Here is a 13,638-nt window from a genome sequence, read left to right on the forward strand (position 1 = left end):
CTTAAGATTAATCTAACCTCGCCCGTGGGCTGATTCTAAATCTAGTGTTGGTCCTTTTGGCACAACTTGAGTTGGGTTTATACCCGTGTGGCTGTAATAGTAGTGACGCTTGATGTGATAAAAGTCGGTCGTCTCTTTGATGCCTTCGATCTGGTAGAGCTCTTTTAAGTAACCCTGAATATGGACGTAGTCTGAAATTCGCTGCTTATTACACTTAAAGTGCCCAACATAAACGGCATCAAATCGAACCAGAGTGGTAAACAAGCGCCAATCCGCCTCTGTAATCTCGTTACCCGCTAAATAGCGATGTTCGCTAAGGTGAGCGTCTACTTTGTCTAAGGCTTCAAATAACGCATCATACGCTTCTTCGTAGGCTTCTTGTGTCGTTGCAAAGCCCGTTCGGTACACACCGTTGTTAATGTTTGGGTAGATATAGTCATTCCACTCATCAATCTTCTTTGCCAGTTCCCACGGATAGTAATCATCGGTGTTGCCTGTCAGTTCATTAAACTCTGAGTTAAACATACGGATAATCTCAGACGACTCGTTACTCACAATGGTGTTAGTCTTTTTATCCCACAACACAGGCACCGTCACTCTACCCGAGTAGTCAGGTTTGGCTTGAGTGTAGATTTGATGCATGCGCGTATGACCAAACAAAGGTTCAGGCAAACCCATTTGCCAGCCTTCGCTCATCATATCGGGGCAAACAACCGTCACGTCAATGTGATCGGTTAGGTCTTTAAGCTCTCGGAAGATAAGGGTGCGGTGCGCCCAAGGGCAAGCCAATGATACGTACAAGTGATAACGGCCGCTTTCAGGCTGAAACTGCGCGGACGCTTTATTCTCTACCCAGTGACGAAAGCCTGCATTTTCACGAACAAACTTGCCACCGCTTTCCTTGGTGTCGTACCAAACATCATGCCAAACACCTTCAACTAACTTGCCCATATCCAAACCTCTGTCATCCATACTTTTCTCTAGTATAAAAAAAGCCTACTTTTTCAAAACTAGAAGAAGTTGGCTTAGTTGTTCAAATTATTTGATGAAGCTTATTTAATATGAAGCTTTAGACACAAAAAAAGCGCGACTCTAATAACTAGTCGCGCTTAAGCCTGTCACAGGCTGAACCGTTTTAAATAGGCTCTAGACTTGTACGTGCAAGCAAGATACTGCGTGAACGTCATCGCCTTGAATCGTTGGCTTAGTTTGCGCACACGCCTCTGTTACTTGCGGGCAACGAGTACGGAACACACAACCTGATGGTGGGTTGATTGGTGACGGTAGATCACCCTCCAGCATCTGAATGGTTTTACTGCGCTCTAAGCGAGGATCTGGAATCGGAACTGCAGACATCAACGCTTTGGTATATGGGTGCTTAGGGTCTGAGAACAAGGCATCTGATTCACCTAGCTCAACAGCATTACCTAAGTACATCACCAATACACGGTCAGAGATGTGTTTAACCACTGACAAATCGTGCGCGATGAATACCAAAGACAAACCAAGCTCTTTCTGTAGTTCTTTCAGAAGGTTAACTACTTGAGCTTGGATAGAGACATCCAGTGCAGAAACAGGTTCATCACAGATGATCATCTTAGGCTTCAAGATAAGTGCACGTGCAATACCGATACGCTGGCACTGACCACCAGAGAATTCATGTGGGTAACGGTTGATTACGTTTGGTAGTAGACCAACTTTTGCCATCATCTCTTTAACTCTGTCCTTCACTTCTTGTTTAGAAAGTTCAGGGAAGAAAGTCTCTAGAGGCTCAGCAATGATGTCGCCGACTGACATACGCGGGTTGAGTGATGCTAGTGGATCTTGGAAGATCATCTGAATCTCTTTACGAGTCTCACGACGTTTCACTTCTTGCATCTTAGTCAGGTCCTGACCTAACCACATCACTTGACCTTCAGTCGCTTCAACCAAACCGATAATCGCACGTGCAAAAGTCGATTTACCACAACCAGACTCACCTACCACACCTAGCGTTTCGCCTTCGTAAAGATGAACATCAACACCATCAACGGCTTTGAGGTTTGATGGTTTCGCCCAAGGCCAAGCAGACTTAGCCGCAATGCTAAAGTGAACTTTTAGGTCTTTAATATCTAATAGTAATTCTTTACTCATTTTGTCCAAGTCTCCCAGTCTGAAAAACAAGCACGCTGACGGTCTTTAGCAAATGGCTGTAGAATCGGTGCTTCTTGCTTACAACGGTCCATTACACGGTGACAACGGTCTTGGTAAGGACAACCTGTTGGTAGGCGAAGTAAGTTAGGTGGGTTACCTGGAATCGTCGGTAGAATTTCACCTTCGGTATCCAAACGAGGAATCGCTTTAAGCAGGCCTTCCGCATAAGGGTGGCTTGGCTCGTAGAAGATTTCATCAACCGTGCCATATTCCATGGTACGACCTGCGTACATCACAAGTACTTTGTCACATGAGCCAGCAACAACACCCAAATCATGGGTGATCATGATGATTGCCGTATTGAACTCATCTTTAAGTTCGTTCAGCAATTCCATGATTTGCGCTTGAATGGTTACATCCAGAGCAGTTGTTGGTTCATCAGCGATAAGTAATTTAGGACGACACAGCAGTGCCATTGCGATCATCACACGCTGACGCATACCGCCCGAAAACTCGTGCGGGTACATGGTGATACGCTTACGTGCTTCAGGGATTTTCACCGCTTCAAGCATGCGCACTGATTCTTCAAACGCTTCAGCTTTACCCATGCCTTTATGCAGCATCAGTACTTCCATCAACTGATCACTTACTTTCATGTAAGGGTTCAGTGACGTCATTGGATCTTGGAAGATCATCGCGATCTGTTCAGCACGTACTTTGTTCAGCTCTTTTTCAGGCAGGTTAAGAATTTCATTGCCTTCAAACTTTGCGCTACCTGAGATGATGCCGTTCTTAGCCAGCAGCCCCATCAGTGCAAATACCGTTTGTGATTTACCTGAACCCGACTCACCAACAATACCCAGCGTTTCGCCTTGGTTAAGTGAGAAGTTCAAGTCGTTTACTGCGGTTACGATACCATCTTGCGTGGTAAATTCGACGCGCAGATCTTTGACATCTAATAAGCTCATCATTGCTTCCTTCAATCTTTTATAGCTTTTGTATTTTTATTTGCTATTTCTTTATCTGTCTTTTGGATCAAGCGCGTCGCGCAGACCATCACCCACGTAGTTAAAGCAGAACAGCGTAACTACCATGAATGCCGCTGGGAATGCCAGTTGCCAAATAGCAACTTCCATTGTTTGCGAACCTTCTTGTAACAGTGCGCCCCAACTTGTCATAGGCTCTTGAACACCAAGACCAAGGAAAGATAAGAATGATTCAGTAAGGATCATGCTCGGAATAAGTAGCGTCGAGTAAACCGCAACAATACCCAATACGTTCGGTACGATATGACGTGTAATGATCTTCCATTTACTTACACCACATACGTGAGCAGCCTCGATGAATTCTTTGCTACGTAGACTCAACGTTTGACCACGTACGATTCGTGCCATATCGAGCCAAGCAATAGCACCGATAGCAACAAAGATAAGTACAATATTACGACCAAAGAATGTTACCAGTACGATCACAAGGAACATGAATGGTACTGCGTACAAGATCTCTAGGATACGCATCATCACTCGGTCAGTACGACCGCCAATGAAACCTGAAGCTGCACCGTAAAGCGTACCAATCAGTACCGCTACAAATGCGCCCATCACACCAACCATAAGAGAAATACGGCCGCCAATCATTGTACGAACGTATAAGTCACGACCTAAACTGTCGGTACCAAACCAGTGATCCGCATTTGGGCCTACGTGCATTGCGTACCAGTCAGTATCATCGTAAGCATGCTGCGCCAACATAGGTAAGAAGATTACCGAAAGCACCATGATAATTAGAATGAACAGACTGATCATTGCCGCTTTGTTGCGCATAAAACGAATACGCGCATCTTGCCACAAACTACGACCTTCAATTTCCAAATTCTCTGAGAATTTTTCGATCGCTTCTAAGTTTTCTTTTTTCTTCAACATAACCATGCGTCCCTGCTAGTAGCGAATTTTCGGGTCAATAAGCGCTAGTAAAATATCAACGATTGCGTTGAACAAGATGAATAGGAAACCAATCAAAATGGTTACACCCATTACTAACGAATAATCACGGTTAAACGCGGCGTTAACAAACAGCTTACCGATACCCGGCAGGCCGAAGATGGTTTCAACAACAACTGAACCTGTGATGATACCTACGAACGCAGGCCCCATGTATGAAACAACAGGTAGCATTGCTGGCTTAAGCGCATGTTTAAGAACGATATAACGGTAACTTAGACCTTTAGCACGAGCGGTACGGATAAAGTTACTGTTTAGGGTTTCAATCATGCTACCGCGAGTGATACGAGCAAAGGTTGCTACGTATAGAAGAGACATCGCGATAACGGGTAGGACGATGTACATGTACGTACCACCGTGCCAACCACCTGCTGGGAATATATGCCAGTGTAGAGAGAATAGGTAGATAAGCGCTGGTGCCAACACGAAGGATGGCATCACCACCCCGAGCATGGCGGTCGACATTATGGTGTAGTCGATCCAGGTGTTGTGCTTCAAGGCGGCAATGGTTCCGACCGTTACCCCCATCAATAATGTGAAGATAAAGGCAACAAAACCTACCTTCGCAGATACTGGAAGTGCAACCGCAATCAGCTCATTTACTGTGTAATCTTGGTATTTAAAAGATGGACCAAAATCACCCTGAAGGATGTTGGTCAAGTACGTGGTGTACTGTTCAAATACAGGTTTATCTAAGCCATATTTAGCTTCGATGTTAGCCATAACTTCTGGCGGTAATGGACGCTCGCTTGAAAACGGGTTACCCGGTGCGAAACGCATGAGAAAGAAAGATATAGTGATCAACACCAACATGGTTGGAATCGCTTCAAATATCCTTTTCATAATGAATTTAAGCATAAACTCACTCTTTCAGTCTGTGACAATTAAAATTAGAAAGACGCTACATGCGCGCCCTGCGCATGTAGTGTCTGTATCGTTATAGTTATATTAACTTTTTAGAATCTAAGCTCTTATTATTGAGCTTTGATGTATAAGTCTTTCGAGAAGATCTTATCTTCCGCGTTGTTAGTAGGGAAGCCACCAACGTGCGGATTTAGTAGACGTGATTTCACGTATTGGTAGATAGGTGCGATAGGCATGTCTTTAGCCATTAACGCCTCAGCTTCTAGGTAAAGTGCTTCACGCTCTTCTGCTGATGTAGAGTTAAGTGCTTTATCAATGAGTTGGTCGTACTCAGCACTATCGTAGTGAACACCACCGGTAGTGTTGTTACTCTTCATTAGCGTTAGGAATGACGACGCTTCGTTGTAGTCACCACACCAACCAGCACGTGCTACTTCGAAATCACCTGAATCTTTAGAAGATAGGTAAGTTTTCCACTCTTGGTTTTCAAGCGTTACTTTAAGGCCTAGAGTTTTCTTCCACATAGAACCTAGCGCTACAGCAATCTTCTTATGGTTCTCAGAAGTGTTGTAAAGTAGGTTGAAGTTAAGTGGATTGTCTTTACCGTAACCCGCTTCTTCAAGAAGACGAGCAGCTTCTTCATTACGTTCTTTTTGAGACATCTTGCCGTAAGCAGGAAGTTCAGGGTTAAAGCCAGCTGTGATTTCAGGCGTTAGGAAGTAAGCTGGTTTTTGACCTTGTGCTAGGATTGCGTCACTTACGATATTACGGTCAATTGCGTAAGAGATAGCCTTACGTACACGAACATCATCAAATGGTGCTTTCTTAGTGTTAAAGATGTAGTAGTAAGTACATAGGTTACCCGCTACAGATACATCTTCCGCGTGTTCTTTCTTAAGACGCTTGAAATGCTCTACTGGAAGTTCGTTTGTGAAGTCGATTTCACCAGATAGGAAACGGTTCATTTCCGCTACTTGGTTTTCGATTGGCAGGAACGTTACTTTGTTTAGAACAGTCTTATCATTGTTCCAGTATTGGTCGTTACGCTTAAGTACTAGGCGTTCGTTAACAACCCATTTATCAACAGCAAATGCACCATTACCAACAAAGTGATCTGGTTTAGTCCATTGGTCACCGTACTTTTCAACAGTTGCTTTATGTACTGGCTTAACAGTTGTGTGGCCCATCATCATTACGAAGTATGGTACCGCTGTTTCTAATTCAATAACAAGTGTGTTCGCATCTACAGCTTTAACGCCTAGCTCACTCTTGTCTTTCTTACCCGCGACGATGTCTTTCGCGTTCACCATCTTGGTATATTCCATGTACCAAGCGTATGGAGAAGCAGTGGCAGGATCAACTGCACGTTGCCAGCTGTAAACGAAATCTTCAGCTGTTACAGGATCGCCGTTAGACCATTTTGCGTCTTTGCGTAGGTGGAAAGTGAATGTTTTGTTGTCTGTCGTTTCCCAGCTTTCGGCTACACCTGGGATTGTATTACCTTCGCCGTCTTGGTTCACTAGACCTTCTAGAAGATCACGAATTACGTGAGATTCTGGTACACCTTGAGATTTGTGTGGGTCGATAGTCGCAACTTCAGTACCGTTACCGCGAACAAGTTCCTGAACTTTTGCTAGTTCTGTACCTGCTGGAACTTCAGCAGCGATAGAAAGAGTAGAAGTGGCAGCAACTGCCAAACCAGCACCTAGAAGAAGGGCCTGAGTGATTTTATTCTTGTACATTTAATAAACTCCAAGTTTTACGTATTGCATCCATGACTTCTTTGCTAAGTTCACTGAACGGCAGTGATTTAGATTTATTTAGCTCAAAATTTAAGCATAAAAATCTAAAACCTTACAAAGATTGAGGCACACACTATCAACCATTGAAGTAATTTGCCATAAACAAGTCGCAAAAAATCGGATAATTCTCCGATTAACTCAAGGTAATAGTGTAAAACTCTAATAAAAACCTAATGCATAGTGAGTTACACATAGGGATTAATTAAAAAACAGCCTTTAGTGTTGATGTATCTGTGTTGATACTTTTTTTTAGCATCTTATGCTAGAACACTGTCGGCAAATTAACATTAATGCCACATGAAATCTAATTGCACATCACATATCCCCTAAATAGACTCCACTATTTGTGAGGGTTATCACTTTATACAAAACAGCATAATGCACTGCACCAAAACAGATTTAGAAATGCACCAAGACAGACAAAATCACGCACCGAATTTATATGCAACTTGAGTGATTAACCATTTATTAATGCACCTTTTATTTATAAATAGCTTTGTAGCATCCACAAAAAAGCCGACCTTAATAGTCGGCTTTTTACTGTCTCAATCAACAGAGTAAATTTTTGAAGCAACATCATATTGCGAGAATTATTTCTCCCAGCGGTCCGCAGCTTTAGTATCTGAATCGCGAGAATCAACCCAGCGAGTAGTTTCAGTGGTGCGTTCTTTTTTCCAAAATGGCGCTTTAGTTTTCAGAAAGTCCATCACAAACTCACACGCTTCGAAGGCTGCACCTCGGTGCGCACTCGATACACCAACGTAAACAATCTGGTCACCGATATCTAGGTCACCCACGCGGTGAATCACTCGCATCTTCTGGATAGGCCAGCGCGCTTCAGCTTGGTCACAGATCTCGCTCAGCGACTTCTCTGTCATACCCGGATAGTGCTCTAGAGACAAACCAATCACGTTGTCGCCAAGGTTCATGTCGCGAACTTTACCAACAAACGTCACAACCGCTCCCGCAGATGTGCCTTGAGCTAGATAATCGTATTCGCCACCCACAGAAAAATCTTCAGCAGTAACTAATACTCTTGGATCAATAACTCGAGAGTCATTCATGGCTAACCTCCAGTAACAGGTGGGAAGAAAGCCACTTCGTCGCCGTCTTTCACTTCAGTCGTCAAAGGTACGATTGATTGGTTAAGCGCAGCCAGAAGCTTGCCCTCTTCCAATGCGATATCCCATTTGCCTTCTTGTGTTACAAGGTGGCTGCGAATCGCTTCAATCGTCTTGAACTGCGTATCAACTTCAACGCTATCAACACCGACAAGTTCACGAGTTTGAGCAAAGAACAGTACAGTAATCATGATTCCACCTTGAAGTGACCTGATTTACCGCCGGTCTTCTCTAACAGGCGTACATTCTCGATAACAATGTCTTTCTGAACAGCTTTACACATATCGTAAATGGTTAGTGCAGCAACAGAAGCAGCCGTTAGCGCTTCCATCTCTACTCCTGTCTTACCAGCAAGCTTACATACTGATTCGATGCGAACCTTATTTTCAGACTCGATTGCCTCAAGTTGAACTTCGACCTTAGTTAGCAGCAAAGGGTGGCACAGTGGAATCAGGTCCCACGTCTTCTTCGCCGCTTGAATGCCAGCAATACGTGCCGTTGCGAAAACATCACCTTTATGGTGGCTGCCAGAAACAATCAGTTGTAGTGTTTCTGCTGACATTTTAACGAAAGCTTCTGCTCTCGCTTCACGTACTGTCTCTGCTTTAGCCGATACATCGACCATGTTCGCTTCGCCAGACGCGTTAATGTGGGTAAATTGGCTCATGCTCAAACCACCCTATACAGAAAGATGTGGCATGAAGTTACAAGGACGGTGGCTAGCATCCATCTGTTGCTTGATGATCTTAGTCCAACCTGTACGACACGCACCTGTAGAACCTGGCATCGCAAAGATTACTGTGTGGTTAGCAAAGCCCGCAATCGCACGAGATTGAATTGTCGATGTACCGATCTCTTCGTAAGATACTTGACGGAAAAGCTCACCAAAGCCTTCTACTTCTTTGTCGAATAGTGGCTTAAGTGCTTCAGGCGTGCTGTCACGAGATGTGAAACCCGTACCGCCAGTGATCATAATCGCTTGAACGCTGTCATCCGCGATCCACTTAGAGACAATCGCACGGATCTTGTACATGTCATCGATAACAATTTGCTTATCAACCACGTTGTGGCCTGCTTCTTTAGCATGCTCAGCTAGGTAACCACCTGACGTGTCATTTTCTTCTGTACGAGTATCTGAAACGGTTAGTACTGCGATGCTTGCTGCTTGGAATTTGCTTTCTGCGTGACCCATTTGTTCACCTATGTAAATTTTTCAATGATTAGACTGATTCGCCCAACTTAAAGAAGCTGAGCGATAAAATGCTTTAGAGTATGTATAGCGGGTTAACCGCCGATTGACGCCAAGTTTGGAGTCATGCCGCTGTTGCCATCATGCAAGAAGTGGCTAACGGACTTGGTTTGAAGCTGAGCCTGAATTCGATCAATGAGCTCTTGCTCTTGCTGATCTTCTTGAATCAGATCTCTCAGTTCAACACCGTGGTCGCCAAACAGACATAGGTGAAGTTTACCAGTCGCAGAAACGCGCAGTCGGTTACAACTCTCACAGAAGTCTTTCTCGTAAGGCATGATCAAACCAATTTCACCCTTGTAGTCTGGGTGGACAAACACTTGTGCTGGGCCATCGTTAACCGCTTTGACTTTTAACAGCCAACCGTTAGCAATAAGCTGATTGCGAATCGCAACGCCAGATACATGGTGTTTATCGAACAACTCGTCCATCTCGCCGGTTTTCATCAGCTCGATAAAACGTAATTGAATAGGTTTGTCTTTGATCCAATTAAGGAAGGCTGGTAATTCCTGACTGTTGAGGTCTTTCATCAATACAACGTTGACTTTGACTTGTTCATAGCCAACCTCAAACGCTTTATCAATGCCTCGCATAACCTCAGTAAACTTATTCTCACCAGTGATCTGATGGAACATGCGTGAATCTAAACTATCCACGCTCACGTTTATATGGGTTAAACCAGCATCACGCCACTGCCCTACTTGTTTCTCCATGCGGTAGCCATTAGTTGTCGTGGCTACTTTTTCGATGCCCGGAGTAGAAGCAACGGTATGTATGATTTCAGGAAAGTCTTTACGCAGACTCGGCTCTCCGCCTGTAATGCGGATCTTTGAGGTACCACAATCTGCAAACGCTTTTACAACGCGTTTGATCTCGGGAACACTTAAAAAAGACGAGTTTTTTTGCCCTGACGGTTTGTAACCATCCGGCAAGCAGTAAGTACATTTAAAGTTACAGACGTCTGTAACCGACAAGCGCAAGTAATAAAACTTGCGATGGAATCTATCTTCGAATTGTTGCGCCACGGAACACCTTTCCAAACACGGGAGGCATAATCATTTCCAATTAAGCCCTTGTGACAACATGTCACTGGCTCTTGACGCGTATCGGTACAGCAAATTCCACTGTGCGACTTAGCATACGAGAGCTCGGAGTTATGGCAACTGCACGTTATATTCACACGCGCAGTAGCTGAGTAATAAAATACTTAATATTTGTACGTGAATCTAGCTCTGATGACAAAAAACGGGTCACATCGGCAAAAAAAACGTATCAAACCCTCAAAATAACTCTTGTTGAGTATCTGACGAGAAGCATTTAACCTAAATTATAGTTGGTAATAATCTAACAAGAACAAAAAATGAATATTTACGCTTCAAAGAAAGTCGTAGCAATCGGTGGAGGCCATGGCTTAGGTCGCATGCTTGCTGCATTAAAAGACTTTGGTAGCAATGCAACTGGCATTGTTGCAACAACAGATAACGGTGGCTCAACCGGACGAATTCGAGACTGCCAAGGTGGTATCGCTTGGGGAGATACTCGTAACTGTATCAACCAATTGATCACTGAACCTTCCATCAGCTCGATGATGTTTGAGTACCGTTTTCGCGGCCAAGGTGAGCTGGATGGTCATAACCTCGGCAATCTGATGCTTACTGCCTTAGACAACTTATCCGTTCGTCCGTTGGAAGCCATCAACCTGATCAGAAACATGCTGAAGGTCGATGTGAATATCGTCCCGATGACCGAGCATCCTTCCGATCTAACCGCGCTATCAATGGATGGTCGTTGGGTAACCGGCGAAACTAACGTTGATGACATGACAGAAAAACTGCGCATGATGGACTTGTCTCCAGAAGTACCTGCAACCAAAGAAGCTGTTGCAGCCGTCGAACAAGCCGATTGTATCGTTCTTGGACCCGGCAGCTTTCTGACCAGTGTTATGCCCCCTCTTCTCCTTCCTGAGATTGGCAAAGCCATCGCTGAGAACACCAAGGCTAAGGTTATTTTCATCGAAAACCTTTCGCCAGAGCACGGTCCTGCAGGAAAGATGACGCTTCAAGAACAATTGGAGTGGTGTGAACGTACCTGTAAGGCAAGAAAAATAGACATTGTACTGGGCAATGAACCACACCCTGAATTAGAAGGGCAATGGAATTGTGTGACCACTGATCTTGCCTCTCCTAATCGAGATTGGCGACACGACCGTTTAAAGCTTCAACAAGCGATTCGGGCTCAACTGGCTTAGTGGCTTAGTGCCTTAGTGGCTTAAGCTAAACACCAGAAGCCGGTAAAAACAAAAAAGGAGCATAATGCTCCTTTTTTAATATCTGCTTATGCCACTATCAACCGTTTTAGAGATCCGTCATCAACTGCTGATATTCCGTGTACGTTGATAACAGAAGTTCTTGCATATCTTGAAAGTCAACCTCTGTCACGGGTAACGCTTGCTTCACTTTTGCATCCACACTAATCGCAAAATTACACAAAGAATCGGCACCAAAGCTCGCGGCGCTGCTCTTTAAGGCATGGCTAATGTCGGCCAGATACTTCGATGTATCCGTGTCTTTATTGAGATCTAGGTGCTCATAATATCCTTTCAATTCACCTAAAAATATTTCCAGTAACACTGGGACATTCTCTTGCCCGATTTCACCGGCAAGTTCATCAACCTTTTGCTGATTTAATACTTTCATCATCGTTCTTTCTTATTGTTTGGTGACTACTGTTTCGCATTCCACGTTTGCAATTTACGGTAAATCGTCGATGGACTGACATCCAAAAAGCCTGCCGCGCGAGGGATGTTACCATCACACGCTTTTATGGCCTGCTCGATAGCCGTTTTCTCAGTGATCCACAATGGGAAAATATCTTTTACCGTGATGTCTTCATTCTGCTTCTCTTTCAGTCGCAGACTGTTTTCAATCGGTTGATTCAATGGCGGCGGAAGCATGTTCAGAGTAATCTCTTTACCATTATTCAATACCACCACATTTCGTAATACGTTTTGTAGCTGACGAACGTTACCCGGCCACTCGTATTGGTTAAAGCGATCCAGCACTTCCTGAGCAAAACGCACAAAGGCCTTACCTTCCTCAACAGACATATAGCCCAGCAGAGAGTACGCAATTTCAATAACATCTTCCCCACGCTCACGCAGTGGCGGCAAGTGCAAAGGAATCACGTATAAACGATAGTATAAATCTTCTCTAAAGCGACCTTCTTGTACTTCTTTCCAAGGGTCACGGTTAGTTGCACAAACAAAGCGCACATCAACGCTCTTCATTTTTGAAGAACCGACTTTTTGGAAAGTACCGGTTTGAATAAAACGCAGAAGCTTGGTTTGCAGTTCAAGATCCATTTCGCACAACTCATCGAGGAACAGGGTTCCACCATCTGCGAGTTCAGCCGCGCCTTGTCGATCCGTTGCCGCCCCAGTAAAGGCGCCTTTAACGTGACCAAACAGTTCACTCTCAATCAAATCTTTAGGAATAGCGGCACAGTTAATCGCAATGAAAGGCTTATCACCACGCTTACTCGCAGCGTGAATCGCTTCTGCACACACCTCTTTACCGGTGCCACTTTCACCTGTGATGAAAATACTCGCTTTACTCGATGCTGCAGAATCGATCGTTCGGTAGACCTGCTGCATGGTTTGGCTGCTACCAATGAAGCCTTGATAGTTTTGATTACCGGGATGTTCAGCGCTGTTTTTGAGTTTTGTCGCTTTGCGGATCGCGTTGTTCACCGTAATACGAAGTCGGTCGGCTTCACACGGTTTGATAAGGAAATCTTGAGAACCATGACGCATCGCTTCAACGGCCGTATCGATCGAGCCGTGAGCCGTCATAAAGATCACAGGAACTTCTGGGTATTTTTGTTTTACAGCAAATAGCACGTCCATACCCGTCATATCAGGTAGACGTAGATCTAAAAAATATCCGCCTTCTTAGAAGGCGGTTTTGCTTTATAACCCCCTAGAAGGGGGCGTCCACGCTATCAGTTCTTCAATAACTGCAGTTGTTGTTCATACTCTATGTCCTGTTTATCTTGGTGTCGGACATATCGTCGAATGACTTCTTCATTCACACCGACCGTATCTACAAAATACCCTCTAGCCCAAAAGTGATTTCCCCATAGTTTCTTACGTATATGTGGAAATTTATTGAAAAGTCTAATTGCTGTCCGGCCCTTTAAAACTCCTAACAAACTCGAGATCGACAACTTGGGAGGAATAATGACAACAAGATGAACATGATCTGGTTGAACATTTAACTCTAAAACCTCGCAGTCTTTCATATTGCACAAAATATAAATTGAACGATAAAGCTCCTTTCCAACCTTATCTTTCAAAATCTTATATCTATACTTTGGAGTCCAAACTATATGGTATTTGCAACGCCAATAGACATGTGATGAACTTCTGTAATCGCCCATGTGGTTGTTTCCTCTTACTTGTGGTGAATAAG

The 13,638-nt window shown here is 44.1% G+C and carries 14 protein-coding genes, 1 pseudogene and 1 riboswitch; of the genes and pseudogenes, 1 reads left to right on the plus strand and 14 read right to left on the minus strand.

Annotation, left to right across the window (positions count from 1 at the left end; all coding sequences use genetic code 11):
- Window positions 1-12: 12 nt before the first annotated feature.
- The 11 genes from QWZ07_RS16930 to moaA all read right to left on the minus strand — a co-directional run bounded on the left by QWZ07_RS16930 (window position 13) and on the right by moaA (window position 10,194).
- A complete protein-coding gene (locus QWZ07_RS16930) occupies window positions 13-951 on the minus strand; it encodes a glutathione S-transferase family protein (RefSeq protein ID WP_192853700.1) in 939 nt (312 codons plus the stop codon).
- Between the two features lie 195 nt (window positions 952-1,146).
- Complete coding sequence (gene oppF, locus QWZ07_RS16935; protein ID WP_192853680.1) at window positions 1,147-2,133, minus strand: murein tripeptide/oligopeptide ABC transporter ATP binding protein OppF; 987 nt, start codon at window positions 2,131-2,133, stop codon at window positions 1,147-1,149.
- The gene (locus tag QWZ07_RS16940; RefSeq protein WP_135381350.1) at window positions 2,130-3,101 is read right to left on the minus strand and encodes an ABC transporter ATP-binding protein; all 972 of its coding nucleotides are present in this window, start codon (window positions 3,099-3,101) and stop codon (window positions 2,130-2,132) included. Before QWZ07_RS16940 ends, oppF begins: the two co-directional genes overlap by 4 nt.
- Window positions 3,102-3,152: 51 nt before the next feature.
- On the minus strand, window positions 3,153-4,055 hold the full coding sequence (gene oppC / locus QWZ07_RS16945; protein ID WP_009848636.1) for an oligopeptide ABC transporter permease OppC: 903 nt from the start codon (window positions 4,053-4,055) through the stop codon (window positions 3,153-3,155).
- 15 nt (window positions 4,056-4,070) lie between these two features.
- A complete protein-coding gene (oppB, locus tag QWZ07_RS16950) occupies window positions 4,071-4,991 on the minus strand; it encodes an oligopeptide ABC transporter permease OppB (protein WP_004734022.1) in 921 nt (306 codons plus the stop codon).
- A 116-nt stretch (window positions 4,992-5,107) separates the two neighbouring features.
- Window positions 5,108-6,739 carry an ABC transporter substrate-binding protein gene (locus QWZ07_RS16955; protein ID WP_065111003.1) on the minus strand — a complete coding sequence of 544 codons (1,632 nt, stop codon included), beginning with the start codon at window positions 6,737-6,739 and terminating at the stop codon, window positions 5,108-5,110.
- A gap of 650 nt (window positions 6,740-7,389) precedes the next feature.
- A complete protein-coding gene (moaE, locus tag QWZ07_RS16960) occupies window positions 7,390-7,863 on the minus strand; it encodes a molybdopterin synthase catalytic subunit MoaE (RefSeq protein ID WP_065103216.1) in 474 nt (157 codons plus the stop codon).
- Between the two features lie 2 nt (window positions 7,864-7,865).
- Window positions 7,866-8,111, minus strand: coding sequence for a molybdopterin synthase sulfur carrier subunit (moaD, locus tag QWZ07_RS16965; RefSeq protein WP_065103215.1), 246 nt, complete (start codon window positions 8,109-8,111; stop codon window positions 7,866-7,868).
- Window positions 8,108-8,587 carry a cyclic pyranopterin monophosphate synthase MoaC gene (moaC, locus tag QWZ07_RS16970; RefSeq protein ID WP_099165352.1) on the minus strand — a complete coding sequence of 160 codons (480 nt, stop codon included), beginning with the start codon at window positions 8,585-8,587 and terminating at the stop codon, window positions 8,108-8,110. Before moaC ends, moaD begins: the two co-directional genes overlap by 4 nt.
- 12 nt (window positions 8,588-8,599) lie before the next feature.
- Complete coding sequence (moaB, locus tag QWZ07_RS16975) at window positions 8,600-9,112, minus strand: molybdenum cofactor biosynthesis protein B (protein WP_192853679.1); 513 nt, start codon at window positions 9,110-9,112, stop codon at window positions 8,600-8,602.
- Between the two features lie 92 nt (window positions 9,113-9,204).
- Window positions 9,205-10,194, minus strand: a complete 990-nt coding sequence (gene moaA, locus QWZ07_RS16980; RefSeq protein ID WP_017632500.1) for a GTP 3',8-cyclase MoaA — start codon at window positions 10,192-10,194, stop codon at window positions 9,205-9,207.
- Window positions 10,183-10,335: riboswitch (molybdenum cofactor riboswitch) on the minus strand. It overlaps the preceding gene by 12 nt.
- Before the next feature lie 194 nt (window positions 10,336-10,529).
- Between moaA and QWZ07_RS16985 the strand changes: the two genes are divergently transcribed.
- Complete coding sequence (locus QWZ07_RS16985) at window positions 10,530-11,417, plus strand: YvcK family protein (RefSeq protein WP_065111000.1); 888 nt, start codon at window positions 10,530-10,532, stop codon at window positions 11,415-11,417.
- 106 nt (window positions 11,418-11,523) lie between these two features.
- Here QWZ07_RS16985 and luxU read toward each other — a convergent pair whose 3' ends face one another.
- The 3 genes and pseudogenes from luxU to tnpA all read right to left on the minus strand — a co-directional run bounded on the left by luxU (window position 11,524) and on the right by tnpA (window position 13,606).
- Window positions 11,524-11,868 carry a quorum-sensing phosphorelay protein LuxU gene (gene luxU / locus QWZ07_RS16990; RefSeq protein ID WP_065110999.1) on the minus strand — a complete coding sequence of 115 codons (345 nt, stop codon included), beginning with the start codon at window positions 11,866-11,868 and terminating at the stop codon, window positions 11,524-11,526.
- A 23-nt stretch (window positions 11,869-11,891) separates the two neighbouring features.
- Window positions 11,892-13,103 (minus strand): annotated as a pseudogene (locus QWZ07_RS16995) (sigma-54-dependent transcriptional regulator); the annotation flags it as partial.
- A 65-nt stretch (window positions 13,104-13,168) separates the two neighbouring features.
- Window positions 13,169-13,606: an IS200/IS605 family transposase gene (gene tnpA, locus QWZ07_RS17000; RefSeq protein WP_192854770.1), complete on the minus strand. Its 438-nt coding sequence runs from the start codon at window positions 13,604-13,606 to the stop codon at window positions 13,169-13,171.
- Window positions 13,607-13,638: the final 32 nt, after the last annotated feature.

Source organism: Vibrio lentus (genome assembly GCF_030409755.1).
Lineage (GTDB): Bacteria > Pseudomonadota > Gammaproteobacteria > Enterobacterales > Vibrionaceae > Vibrio > Vibrio lentus.

Bases quoted from the DNA above. Each gene is read 5' to 3' on its own strand.
- tnpA (WP_192854770.1), bottom strand. From the start codon at position 13,606: ATGGGCGATTACAGAAGTTCATCACATGTCTATTGGCGTTGCAAATAC.
- moaB (WP_192853679.1), bottom strand. From the start codon at position 9,112: ATGGGTCACGCAGAAAGCAAATTCCAAGCAGCAAGCATCGCAGTACTA.
- oppC (WP_009848636.1), bottom strand. From the start codon at position 4,055: ATGTTGAAGAAAAAAGAAAACTTAGAAGCGATCGAAAAATTCTCAGAG.
- oppF (WP_192853680.1), bottom strand. From the start codon at position 2,133: ATGAGTAAAGAATTACTATTAGATATTAAAGACCTAAAAGTTCACTTT.
- oppB (WP_004734022.1), bottom strand. From the start codon at position 4,991: ATGCTTAAATTCATTATGAAAAGGATATTTGAAGCGATTCCAACCATG.
- QWZ07_RS16955 (WP_065111003.1), bottom strand. From the start codon at position 6,739: ATGTACAAGAATAAAATCACTCAGGCCCTTCTTCTAGGTGCTGGTTTG.
- moaC (WP_099165352.1), bottom strand. From the start codon at position 8,587: ATGAGCCAATTTACCCACATTAACGCGTCTGGCGAAGCGAACATGGTC.
- QWZ07_RS16930 (WP_192853700.1), bottom strand. From the start codon at position 951: ATGGGCAAGTTAGTTGAAGGTGTTTGGCATGATGTTTGGTACGACACC.
- QWZ07_RS16985 (WP_065111000.1), top strand. From the start codon at position 10,530: ATGAATATTTACGCTTCAAAGAAAGTCGTAGCAATCGGTGGAGGCCAT.
- moaE (WP_065103216.1), bottom strand. From the start codon at position 7,863: ATGAATGACTCTCGAGTTATTGATCCAAGAGTATTAGTTACTGCTGAA.
- QWZ07_RS16940 (WP_135381350.1), bottom strand. From the start codon at position 3,101: ATGAGCTTATTAGATGTCAAAGATCTGCGCGTCGAATTTACCACGCAA.
- moaD (WP_065103215.1), bottom strand. From the start codon at position 8,111: ATGATTACTGTACTGTTCTTTGCTCAAACTCGTGAACTTGTCGGTGTT.
- luxU (WP_065110999.1), bottom strand. From the start codon at position 11,868: ATGATGAAAGTATTAAATCAGCAAAAGGTTGATGAACTTGCCGGTGAA.